The sequence below is a fragment of the Minwuia thermotolerans genome (genome assembly GCF_002924445.1).
In the GTDB taxonomy this organism is placed as follows: domain Bacteria; phylum Pseudomonadota; class Alphaproteobacteria; order Minwuiales; family Minwuiaceae; genus Minwuia; species Minwuia thermotolerans.
The window spans coordinates 1-11672 of sequence record NZ_PIGG01000030.1 but is presented as its reverse complement, the minus strand read 5'-3'; the positions used below and the strand labels follow the sequence as shown (position 1 = coordinate 11672).

General features: G+C 60.4%; 9 protein-coding genes and 1 other annotated feature. Of the genes, 5 read left to right on the top strand and 4 right to left on the bottom strand.

Annotation, left to right across the window (positions count from 1 at the left end; all coding sequences use genetic code 11):
* A protein-coding gene (locus CWC60_RS07925) for an IS3 family transposase (RefSeq protein ID WP_420891140.1) occupies window positions 1-1129 on the bottom strand; the annotation gives its coding sequence in 2 pieces (ribosomal slippage) (window positions 1-835 and window positions 835-1129; 1130 coding nt annotated over the 2 pieces). This gene is flagged as partial in the annotation.
* Window positions 732-848: a sequence feature (AL1L pseudoknot), on the bottom strand. Its footprint overlaps the gene before it by 117 nt.
* 348 nt (window positions 1130-1477) lie before the next feature.
* On the opposite strand from CWC60_RS07925, the gene CWC60_RS23225 reads away from it, so the two are divergent.
* From CWC60_RS23225 to CWC60_RS07915, 3 genes are all read left to right on the top strand, one after another.
* Entirely contained in the window at window positions 1478-1687 is a 210-nt protein-coding gene (locus CWC60_RS23225) for a hypothetical protein (RefSeq protein WP_109796294.1), read from the top strand.
* Window positions 1688-1815: 128 nt separating this feature from the next.
* Window positions 1816-2301, top strand: a complete 486-nt coding sequence (locus CWC60_RS07920) for a tetratricopeptide repeat protein (protein ID WP_109796293.1) — start codon at window positions 1816-1818, stop codon at window positions 2299-2301.
* Window positions 2302-3371: 1070 nt separating this feature from the next.
* Window positions 3372-4226, top strand: a complete 855-nt coding sequence (locus CWC60_RS07915; RefSeq protein ID WP_164516431.1) for a sugar transferase — start codon at window positions 3372-3374, stop codon at window positions 4224-4226.
* Window positions 4227-4906: 680 nt separating this feature from the next.
* On the opposite strand, the gene CWC60_RS07905 is transcribed toward CWC60_RS07915, so the two are convergent.
* On the bottom strand, window positions 4907-7135 hold the full coding sequence (locus CWC60_RS07905; protein WP_164516430.1) for a GumC family protein: 2229 nt from the start codon (window positions 7133-7135) through the stop codon (window positions 4907-4909).
* 839 nt (window positions 7136-7974) lie between these two features.
* On the opposite strand from CWC60_RS07905, the gene CWC60_RS07900 reads away from it, so the two are divergent.
* Together CWC60_RS07900 and CWC60_RS07895 are read left to right on the top strand one after the other, a co-directional pair.
* On the top strand, window positions 7975-8691 hold the full coding sequence (locus tag CWC60_RS07900) for an SH3 domain-containing protein (protein ID WP_109793458.1): 717 nt from the start codon (window positions 7975-7977) through the stop codon (window positions 8689-8691).
* A gap of 17 nt (window positions 8692-8708) precedes the next feature.
* Window positions 8709-10076 carry an O-antigen ligase family protein gene (locus CWC60_RS07895; protein WP_109793457.1) on the top strand — a complete coding sequence of 456 codons (1368 nt, stop codon included), beginning with the start codon at window positions 8709-8711 and terminating at the stop codon, window positions 10074-10076.
* Between the two features lie 155 nt (window positions 10077-10231).
* Here the strand turns inward: CWC60_RS07895 and CWC60_RS07890 are convergent, their stop codons facing one another.
* Together CWC60_RS07890 and rfbA are read right to left on the bottom strand one after the other, a co-directional pair.
* Complete coding sequence (locus CWC60_RS07890) at window positions 10232-10843, bottom strand: hypothetical protein (protein WP_109793456.1); 612 nt, start codon at window positions 10841-10843, stop codon at window positions 10232-10234.
* 23 nt (window positions 10844-10866) lie between these two features.
* Window positions 10867-11672 (bottom strand): glucose-1-phosphate thymidylyltransferase RfbA (rfbA, locus tag CWC60_RS07885; protein WP_109793455.1); only part of this gene is annotated, 806 nt, incomplete at its 5' end.

The following is an 11672-nucleotide window of genomic DNA, read 5'->3' as shown; positions in this document are numbered from 1 at the left end:
AACCAGTCGACCCATTCGAGGGTAGCGAACTCGACGGCCTCGAACGAGCGCCACGGCCCGCGCGGGTGAATGACCTCGGCCTTGTAGAGGCCGTTGATCGTCTCGGCGAGAGCGTTGTCGTAGGAATCACCGACACTGCCCACGGACGGCTCGACGCCGGCCTCGGCCAGCCGCTCGGTGTATTTGATCGAGACGTACTGGCTTCCTCTGTCGCTATGGTGGACGAGCCCGTTGCTCCGCACGGGCCGCCGCTCATGAAGAGCCTGTTCCAGCGCGTCGAGGACGAAGCCGGCATGGGCCGTGCGGCTGACACGCCAGCCCACGATACGCCGGGCAAAGGCGTCGATGACAAAGGCGGCATAGACGAAGCCCGCCCAGGTCGCCACGTAGGTGAAGTCGGAGACCCACAGCCTGTTCGGCGCCGGCGCCCGGAACTGGCGATTGACCCGGTCGAGCGGGCAAGGCGCCGCCTTGTCGCCACTCGTCGTTTTTATCCGCTTGCCGCGGATCGCCCCTTCCAGACCCATCTGGCGCATCAGCCGCGCTACCGTACAGCGGGCAACATCGAAGCCTTCACGCTTCAACTGCCGCCACAGCTTGCGCACGCCGTAGACCCGGAAGTTCTCCTCGTACACGCGCCGTATCTCGACCTTCAAGGCCTCATCCCGCTGCGCCCGAGCGGACAGCCGAGAAGGGTCGCGACGCCGGGCGACATGGTCACGGTAGGTGGACGGGGCGATCGGCAGCACCTTGCAGATCGGCTCGACCCCGTGAGCCTCCCGGTGATCGTCGATAAACGCGATCATCGCTTCAGTGGGCGGTCGAGCTCCGCCTGGGCAAAATAGGCGCTCGCCTTGCGCAGGATCTCATTGGCCTGCCTGAGCTCGCGAACCTCGCGCTCCAGCGTCCGTATCCGCTCGCGCTCGTCGGTCGTCGTACCAGCCCGCATGCCGCTGTCGCGCTCGGCCTGCCGGACCCAGCGCCGTAACGTCTCGCCCGTGCAGCCGATCTTCGCCGCGACCGAGTCGATCGCTGCCCATTGCGAGGCGTGCTCGCCCTGGTGATTCAAAACCAGACGGACCGCCCGCTCGCGAACCTCCGTCGGATACCGTGTCGATTGTGTTCCCATAACAGCTCCTTCTTCTCACAAGTCGGAGCCTCCGGGAAACTCGGCGCGGTTCACTATCCGAATTCAGGGAGCGACCGAACCCGAGATGCCGCAGAAGCCATTGATGGTCGCCCAAAATTGCGTGACGACCGTTCAAGGTGGTGGGCTCGGAATTGGTTGTCTATGGTGGAAAGTCATTGCAGGGTCGATCGCCCAGCCACGCGAACCGTGCATCAAGATTAATGTGCTCTCGTTCCGATTGTGCGTTAGCCATTTGCCAGACGACAACCGGCACCGTCCGCACTTGGGTCCTTCGATCATGGCCAACGCAGTGGGTCGGGCAGACAGGATTAAGGAAGGGAGGTCGCGGTGAACTGGGCGCTGATCGTGGTTTTTCTCAACGCCAACCAGATTTGGGACACAGGCATGCGAGCCGACAGTCTCGAGGGCTGCTCTGAAGTCCGAGCCGGCATTGTCGAGCAATACCGCCGTGACGGCCAGAGCATCTCAGGGGCATTCCAATGCGTGCCAGTGCATTCGGAGGCCCTTTCGCAGCGGCAGCCCACAGGTGATGAATAGCAGCCGTTGATGCGCCCTCAACCGCTATCGAACGACCTCCTACCCGCTTTGATTGTTGACAACACTGCTTCTGCAATTATCTAATGGCACCGGCATTGGATCGAAGCTGATTGAGGGAGGGCACGCTGATGGCCAGGGACGCCGTTTATATCTGCACGGTCGCATTATTCATTTTCGGCAACGCGCAGTCTGTCGTGGCCGGCATCGAAGAGGCCGAAAAACTCCAAGCTGCAGGGGATCACACAGCTGCGTTGGAAGAATATGTGAGCACAGGCGGCGAGGGAGATGTGGAAGCAAGTTTCCGCGCCGCGCAGATGTTCGAACGCGGCGAGGGCACACCAGAACCGCGACTTGAGAAAGCAGCGGCCTGGTATCAGGTGGCTGCACGCGCCGGCCATCTGACGGCGCTGACGGCATTGGCGGAAATGTTTGCTGACGGTCGCGGTGTCGACAAGGACAGGACACAGGCGTGGGCACTGCTGGATATCGCAGCCCAAAAAGGCCACACCGACGCAGCGGCGAAGCGTGACAAACTGGCTGAGCAAATGTCTGAAAACGAATTGGCCGCAGGGCAACGTCGTGCGGAAAAGATCGCGCCGAAATACATGAACTAGCGCCCCTTCTTTTCCGTGGGCCGGAGCATTCGCATTCGTCGTCCCTGTCCCCACGCTCAGGAAACAGGGTCTCAATAGCCGCCTAGCTGACTATGAAAAAATGCTTCGTGGCGCCGCGCGGATCGGAGTTTGATACGCAACCGAAAATCGCCCCGATCGATACCGCTCTATTCACACGCCCGAATCACCGGAAGCCACACTGGCGCCAATTTCCGGCAAACGCTGCCGCCGAGATGGATCCGGCCCCGTCGACGCCCCTTCGTGCATCGCCCCCATGCCCAACGGCAAAAGTTCGAAGCGACGACCTACCGCCTCACTGCGGCGCTTCAGTCAGAGCCCCCAACCAGATGCCAAGAATGGCAGACTTCTGTCGACCGGCGGCGTTCCGGCCCCTGCTCGGCCCCCGCCAAAGCCAACTGGCCCCGCACCAATGATCGGCCCTTCGAACCTCCACCGGATAGCCATCGCCGGCCCCTCCTTCAACGGCAAGCATCCATGGCCGGCTCACGCTTGCCCCCTCCAGGACCTTTGCCAAAGCCCCGCAACGCTGATAAATGTCTCTCTACAAAATCTGATTCAAAATCTCTGAAAGAAAGTGACCGTCCACGATGCAATCGTGCGCACCGCACGGGCGGGAATCACTCGCTATCTACGCACGCATATGTAAATATGGAACCTAGGGTATGGTGCTTCCTGATTCGCGAACCGCGCGGCATCTATTTCTAGCAATCGCTCTCACACTCCTGGCGACATTCGTGCCGACTTTTCTCCGATGGGGATGGGATGTCTTCGATCATCTCACCGATGGCCAGCGAAACAGCCTGGTTCTCGTATTTCTTTCCTCGTCCGCTGTGCTGTGGATGGTGTTGAATACGCGGTCGACCATCTTGAATTCCTCACACTCGATTTCTCTCATATATAGCGGATTTATTTTTACAATCGCTTACATGATAGTTTTATTTTTTCGAATTGAGTTTGTCATATATATACTTGTAACCTCTGCTGCCATGACGGTCGCGAGTGCTTACATATTAACACGCATGCGGCGATCGAGCTGGAAGACCTTCTATTTGGTCCCCTATGGCAAATGCAGCGAACAGCTTGAGAGCCTTCAAAATACATGGCTGCCGCTTACGGAGCCAAAAATTAGGAACTCAAGGCAGGCTATTGTGGTTGCCGACCTGAAGGCCGACCTTCCCGACGCTTGGCAGCGCTTTCTCGCCAACTGCGTTCTGCAACATATTCCCGTTATAGACTATGATACGTCCATTGAAATTATTGAACACCAGGTGAAGATAGATAATCTATACGAGCATTTTGTTCAAACACTCAATCCGTCTCCGGTGTACCTTGTCATAAAAGATGTTCTTGATCGCATACTTGCATCCGTCTTTCTGTTTTTTTTATCACCTGCTTTTTTATTGATCTCGATTTGTATAAGATTGGACACGCCAGGACCCGCCTTGTTCAAGCAGATCCGCATTGGATATCGAGGAAAGCCCTTTCTGATGTACAAATTTCGGTCAATGTATCACAGCGACGGTCGATGGAGCGGGCCTACGGAAAAAGAAGATCAACGCATCACACGCGTTGGCCGATTTCTCCGTCGCCACCGCCTGGACGAGCTGCCGCAACTGATAAATGTATGCTTGGGACAGATGAGTCTGATCGGACCAAGACCGGAAGCCGTTTCCCTGGCCCGTCGCTACTCTCGGGAAATACCGTTCTTTAAATTTCGTTACGTCGTCAAGCCCGGTATCACCGGATGGGCTCAGGTTGAGCAGGGCTTTGCTGCCGAGATCGATACGGTATTAAAGAAGCTTCGATACGATTTTTTCTATATCAAATATTTTTCGCCAACTTTGGATACGCTGATCCTGATCAAGACCATTGGCGTCATTTTGCTCGGCAAGGGATATCGGTAGAAAGCCGTGGCCCGCTGAGGGACGCGACCAGATGACAGTGGGCCTCATCCCCCAACAGGCACGATAGAGGCAAGCGAAGGCGCTTCTGCAATTCGGCCGCCCCCCCCTTTGGCATGCCCGACGGTCGGTCGCTACCGATGACATTCCAGCCTGTCGCTGCGCCACTACGCAGGTCAGCGACAATGGATCCGCGGTCGGGGCGCCGCCATTGAATCTCTTCCGATCATCACCATCGTCTACGGCCAAGACCAAAACAAACGGAGGTAATCCGATGACCCGCATTGTTGGATCTATCACCGGGGCGTCCCTGGCTCTCGCGCTGGCGGCCTGTACTTCGATGGATGAGACGGCAGACATGTCTGAGACGGCTGCCCTGGAGCCCACCGCAGGGACTCCGCGAGCGGCGCCCGTCACGAACTACGACGGCCCTCACTACGGGCCGCTGACCGAGGGCATGTTTGCCGCGGGCGCAGGCTACAATATCCTTGTGCCTGATCAGTGAACCAGCCCCAGGGTCCGGCAATAGCCCGACCCAGAGGCCGGCCGGAACGGCAGCTACCCGATTGGGGCGATGCGGGGCGAAGGGATTCGAGGAGGTCGCCCCGTCTTCGCCGGCGCGGCAGTACGCCGATGGCGGCGGCCGCTGGTGGTTGGAGCGCCGACGTCCGCGCAAATGCCTCCTACTTTGTGTAGTATTTGTCATACCTGTTATAATTTTCATAGTAATAGCCCGGCACTTCGCCACCCTTTTGAGTGTCAAATCGTGTCATCACAATACCCGCAATTCGGCAACCAGAGTCTCGAAGCGATTTGACTCCTGCCTTGACAACGCCTTTTTCGGTGGTGCGCCAGCGGACCGCATATATGAATGAATCGCAGACCTGGCCCAACGCCAATGCATCGGACGTCGCCAGCAAGGGCGGGGCATCGATGACAATGACATCGAACGTGTTCCTTGCAGTCTCGATCAGTCGCGCAAAGCCCTCGGACTCGAGAAGCTGAGGCGAGTTCGATAAGGCGCGTTTGGCGAAGAGCACCGAAAGATTGGATTCAGCCACGGTGACAAGGGAATCTTCGAGGCTCGCCGTTCCATCAACCACGTCGCCGACACCATAGGTGGCATCCCGGTTCATGACCCGGCTGGCAAAGGATGGTCGCCGCAAATCGCCTTCAATCAGCAGGCATCTCTTCGATTTGGCAAACTCATAAGCGAGGCCGCTCGCGAACGTCGTCTTTCCCTCGCCCGGAACCGAAGATGTCACGCAGATCACTGCATTGTTGGTCATCATACTGCGCAGCGCCAGGACGGACTTCGCCTTCCGGAAGGATTCGGCGAATCCCGTATCCGGCTCCCTCTGCAGGTACTCGACCACGCCCCGTTGAAGGTGCCGTGGCGCAACCTCCGGCACAACGGCAAGGACGGTCTCGCCGAGCACCTCTTCGACTTCCTCGCGATGGTTGAATCCCTGTCGGAGCAGTCCGACCGCGAACCCGAAACATAGCCACAGAGCGCCGCCGCCCGCGCCACCGGCAATAGCGAGAAGAAGCGGCGGCACACCGACAGGGCCACCAGGTACCGAAGCCCGCTGCAGAACTCTGACATCGGCCGTCTGGACGTCCTCCTTGGCCGTCGTCTCCCTCAGCCGCGACAGATAGGTCTCATAGAGATTGCGGTCGGTTTCCGCTTCCCGTTCCAACTGCCGGATGGCCACTTCCGCCTGACGGAAGTCCTGCGCCTGGCGCTCCACACGACGGAGTTCGTTCGAAAGGTTCTGCACCGTGATTTCCGCGGCCCGCAATTCAGCTCTGGCATCGCCGACGGAGGCGTTTCTTGCCTGCTGGAGCCGCGCCTCGACCTGCGCCAGGTCCTCGCGTACGGCAATCAGTTTCGGATGTTTTTCGAGATATCGCCCCGACAGCTCGGCTTCGCGGCGGCGCAGATCGGTACGAAGCTCGATCAGGCGATTGATCGTATCCGAGTTCTGACCGCCATCGGAATCGACAACCTCTCCCTGCTCGCGGCGCCTGCTCGTAATTTCGTAGCGCGATCGCGCCGCGGTCAACGCCGATTGCGCGGTGACCAGCTGGGTGCTGAGCTGGGCAATCTGCTGGGAGATCGTCCCGGCGTCACGCCCCGAAATCTCCGAGAACTCCGCTCTTTTTTGAGCGGCAGCCGACTCCGATTCCCGCACGCGCGCCTCAAGCTCCGCGATGCGATCCGAAAGCCAGTTCGTGGCCCTTTTGGTCTCGGAGAATTTGGCCTCCAGCTGATCCTCGATATAGGCGTCGGCCACGGTGTTCGCCAGGATTGCGGCCTTCTCGGGAACCGTCGAGGAAACGCTGAGCGTGAACGCGTAGGAGAACCGCTCGCTCTCGACCTCGATGCGCCCGCGCAAGGCTGACGCTGCTCGCACTACATCGATCGCGGGCATTCGCCGCGTGGCCGGCATCACGTCGCGAGGCGCGCGAGCCCAGCCCAATGCCGACCCGGCCCAGTCAAAGGCGCCACCGCGGAAGATTCCGCCGGCCACGGATGCCAGGACATCGACATCCACAAGTTTGGCCGGCGTCACGAACTCCGGATCCCGATTGAGGCCCGTGCGCTCCACCACGCGGGAAAGCAGGTCTGTCGAACGGATGATTTCGATTTCGTTGTTGATCGTCGCCGAGCTCACATCCATTCCCGAGGCGAGCAGATTGACATTGGCGAAATCCGCTTGCTCGGGTCGATAGAGCAGGGTCGTCTGGGCCGAATACACTGGCGGGCGAAGGCTCAACACCAGCAGGCAGACGCCGAAGACCACCAGCCCGGCGAGCAATGCCTTCACATATTTTCGGCGAGCATATTGAATGAAGTCCGTCAGGGAGACTTCACGGACTCGGGCAGCAGACGGGGGTGTATCTGTCATGGTTCCACGGCGCATTTAAACAAGACTAGGGGAAGCAGATTACCGGGTTCACGCATCGAGATGCGTGATTTCCCGGCCAAGGGCGGGGCGACATGGCCTGGCACAGCATCGATCATGGGCGCGCCCCGGCCGTGCGGCCCGGACCGCCGGACATGAGCGCTCACGCCCCGCGGACCGCCCTTGCGAGAAAGCACCGTTCTGGCGAAGAACAGCCTGCGGCCGGACCGCCGGCCGCTCCCGTCTGCCGGATCCGGTATTGCATTTGCGGTCTCATGTCGTTGCTCGGATATCACAGAGCTTGCCCGCTCGATCATCGCCAAATGCAGGCTATCCACTCCATCCGTTCAGATTCCCCATGTCTCATGACCCGGCATCCCGGCCCGGTAACGCCAGGGACGCAACCCTCGAAGATGCGCCGGAGCATGCCGCCTAAGGGCGATCCCCGTCAATGCCCCTGTCGCTGGTGCGCTGAATCTGCTGCGTCGGATTTCCCAGCGTGCGATCGACTTCGGGTCTCTTGGTCGACGGGTTTCCGTTCTGCCCTATGGCGCTATCGAGACCAGTGCTATGACCGACCGGTCTCCCGGGGGCCGGCGCCACCCGCTGCAACCGATCCCAATGACGGCGTTGAGAGCCAGAGATTTTTTCTATGATTGTGTGACGCAGACATTATTCGATAATTCCTGTTGGCCTGCACCTTCATGCGGGTCATATAGCCTCTCCCCGACGCGCCTGCTGCGCCCGAGACCGAATCGGTGAGACAATGGCCCTGCGCCGGGCTTCAGAACGAGCGAGGACGGCCCAGGAACCGGAATGCAACGATCATCGGACTGTCAATCATGAAATATCTGCAATATTCAATCGTTATTATTGCGGCCGCTGTCCTTATGTATTTGGGCTTCGAGGCACAAAAGCAATTCCGTAACACTCTCGAAAAGAACGAGGTGCGTAACCTTCTGGCGAAGCGCGCCAAACTCGGGACCGGCAAGGAAGTCGTCTCGATCACGGAATCCGATTTTGCGGGCCGATATTTTTTTCAGGTGGCGCAACCCGGCGAAGATGGCGTCACCGTCGCCTATGGCTGGATCGAACCGGAAGCCTGCATACGCACGCCGGAGGCGTCCTGCATTGAAGTCTTGAGCGGCGATTCGGATCTTCGCGCCTCACCCGCGCTCGAGAGCGTGCCGCCTCCGGGCGAATCGGTCGGCGTCACAGCCACGGCGAGCGAATCTGCCGATATGTCCGCTGCTGAGGCAACGACATCCGCATCCTCGCCGGGCAGCGCGACCGAGACAGCGACATCGCCCGCCTCCTCCCCCCCGGCAGAGACGCCCGCATCGCAGCTGAGCGACACCGCCCGCTATCGGGTTACCGCATCGAAGGTGAATGTCAGAGCCGGCCCCGGCACGGCCTATGAGGTCGTCGACGTGATGACGCCGGAGGCCACATTCGTCATTCTCGAGACCTCCGATGATTGGTCGAAGGTCGCCGACGATGGTCCCGGCAACCCGGTGGAAGGCTGGATCTGGAGCGAATTGATCACCGACGCTGAATAGGCTGAACAGACCGACAGATGTCATTCGCGCTCGGCCCATCGTTCACCGCGCTGATTCTGGCAAGCGGATTTCTGGTTCTGGGTCTGAGCCGGCCCCTGTACGCCGCCCCCTATGCCGCGGCACTGGTTCTTCTTCTCTCGGTTTCCGCTGTCGGGCGCCTGTTTCGTAGCCCTGAGGCTGTCGCTCGATCCGATCGCGGCAGGTCCGGGTTCCGACGCCTCGCACTGGCCACGGGTTTCTGCTGCTACGTGCTGTTCGTCGCTATCGTCCTGTTTCAGGTGAGCGGCGCGCTGTATCTGATATCCACCGACGCGCCGTTGCCGCCTGAAAACTATGCCGGGTTCAATCTCAATCTGACGATCTTTATTCCCCTGGCCAATCTTCTTCTGATCTATTCAGGCTATCAGCAAGTCCACCGACGTCGCGATTTTGAGCACTTCCTCAAAACCTACGTCCTCGCAATTTCGGTGATCTGGCATTTGTCCTTTCTGATCTGGCTGATCGAAGACAATGCGGTGCTGTTTCATTATAGTGAATGGTCGTCAAGCGTGTTTTCAGGCCCCCTGATCAATGCCAACCATGCCGCCTTGATCACCACCATCGCCGCCGCCTATTACGCGTTGCAACTGATCGATATGGCTGCACTGTCCTCGCGCGTCATGACCTTCAATAGGCGAGCCTTTCTCTACGTTGCACAGGTGCTCATTTTTGCCTATTACAGTCTGACCAGCGGCTCTCAGATGATGTACTTGGTGTTTTTTCTGATTTCCGCGATTATCTTTGTCTATGCCCTGCCCGCCCGCGCCCGCAATTATCTGCTTATTCTATCTGCCTCAGGATTCTTGATCCTTGCTATTGCGTATTTCTCGATCCTCCTTGGCGCCGACGAGCACCTGGTCCCCGTGGCGAGCGTCCAGGATCGCCAGATCATCGCCCGGGAGACCATCGCTCTGATCATGGAACGGCCCTGGCTGGGCTATGGCACCGGCAGCGCCTATTCCGTCCTGCTCGGCCGGTCGATCGAGGCGATACCCGATCTCATCTTTACCAGCGCCCATAGCTACTACCTGGATTTCCTCCTCCAATATGGCGTTCTCGGTTTCATTGCGGCATTCCTGGGCGTCTTCGCCATCCCGATGGCCTGCTGGATCGCCTTCAACCGGGGGGCTCGCCTGGTTTCCCCGCTCGGCCTCTTCATCTGGATCCTGTGGCTGGCGCTCCTGATCTCGTCCCTGTCGGATTTCGGGCTGGCCATCCCAGCCATATCGATGTTGCTCTGTTTCCTGACCGGCGCCATCTACCGCCTCTTCATCCAGGAAGGCGCTCCTGTCACCCTGCTGGACGACGAGGTGGCGCCGAGCCCTCGGCGACGTCGCACCGGCTAAGGGGATCCTGGCGGCCCTCTCCCGGCCAGCCGCTGCGGGCAGGATCTTCTCCGCGCCCTTCGCCGGTCTCCCTGTCAAGCGCATCCGACTTTGTCACAGGGCCGCCATCGACGGACTTTTCGACCGCCCTCGAACGACAAACGCCTGTGTGGCACCTAGCGTCGTCTCTTTCGGTGGTACTCTGTTATCCTCGCGGCCAGTTCAGGATGCGCTTTCGCCAGGATGCGTTTGCACGACCAGCAATTTTCGATCGCTTCCGAGAGCCTCGGCCGGGTGGACGGCTGCTGCTCCCATAAAGTGATCAGATGACGGTCGAGGTCCCGGGCGAGTGCCGGGTCCGTGTATTCCAGAAACCGCCGTGATCCATAGGCGCCGCTGACGATCCGGGGATCCGAAGCGCCGACGGCCAGGGCGCGGCGAAGCAACAGGAGGGCGTCGGTTACCACCGCGCAGCGTTCCGCGATCGCCGCCAGTTGCAGAAGCAGTTTGGCATCATTGGGCGCGAGGGCCGCATAGGCGACAATTCCGGATCTACCATCCTCCGCCGCAGCTCTTTCAGCGCACCATGCGCCGTCGGTATCGCGGCGGTGAACCGCCGCCCGCAGGATCGCGGACTCGGGGAAGCGGCTCGACCACAAGGACGCCCGATTGACCGCCAGGCTTTCGCGCTCCGAGAGAAAGCTGATGCCGGCAACGAGTCCGATGGTGGTCGCCACAAGGACAAGGGCCATGAGATGCGCCCCCACCCGGACAATGCGCTCAGCCATATCTCTCGCCCCCGGCGGATCGTTCAGGCGAGGCATCGCAGGAGATAGCGGCCGTAGTCGTTGCCTTTCATCGCTTCGGCCAGGTCGCGCAGGCGCTCGTCGCCGATCCAGCCCATGCGCCAGGCGACTTCCTCGGGCGCGGAGATCTTCAGGCCCTGGCGCTTCTCGACGGCGTGGATGAACTCCGCCGCCTCCAGCAGGCTGACCGGCGTGCCCGTGTCCAGCCAGGCGAAGCCGCGGCCCAGCCTCTCCACCTTCAGCCGCCCTTCGGCGAGGTAGCGCCGGTTGACGTCCGTGATCTCCAGTTCGCCCCTGGGCGAGGGCGCGACCGACCGCGCGATCTCGGCGGCGCGGGCGTCGTAGAAGTAGAGCCCCGTGACCGCGTAGGGCGAGGACGGCCGCGCAGGCTTTTCGACGATGTCGGTCGCCCGGCCCTCCGCATCGAAGGCGACGACGCCATAGCGTTCGGGGTCGGCGACCTGATAGGCGAAGACCACGGCGCCTTCGCCAAAGTCCGCAGCTTCCCTGAGCAGGCCGGAGAAGCCGCGGCCATAGAAGATGTTGTCGCCCAGCACCAGGGCGCACTTCTCCCCGGCGGTGAAATCCTCGGCGATGATCAGCGCCTCGGCGATGCCGCGCGGCTCGGCCTGTTCGGCATAGGCAATCTCCAGGCCCCAGCCGCGCCCGTCGCCCAGCAGCGCCTCGAAGCGCGGCAGGTCCTCGGGCGTCGAGATCAGCAGGATCTCGCGGATGCCGGCCAGCATCAGCGTCGCCAGCGGATAGTAGACCATCGGCTTGTCGTAGACGGGCAGCAGCTGCTTGGAGACCA

Coding starts and splice junctions, on each gene's coding strand:
- CWC60_RS07905 (WP_164516430.1), bottom strand. CDS start 7,135: ATGACAGATACACCCCCGTCTGCTGCCCGAGTCCGTGAAGTCTCCCTG.
- CWC60_RS07920 (WP_109796293.1), top strand. CDS start 1,816: ATGGCCAGGGACGCCGTTTATATCTGCACGGTCGCATTATTCATTTTC.
- CWC60_RS07900 (WP_109793458.1), top strand. CDS start 7,975: ATGAAATATCTGCAATATTCAATCGTTATTATTGCGGCCGCTGTCCTT.
- CWC60_RS07895 (WP_109793457.1), top strand. CDS start 8,709: ATGTCATTCGCGCTCGGCCCATCGTTCACCGCGCTGATTCTGGCAAGC.
- CWC60_RS07890 (WP_109793456.1), bottom strand. CDS start 10,843: ATGGCTGAGCGCATTGTCCGGGTGGGGGCGCATCTCATGGCCCTTGTC.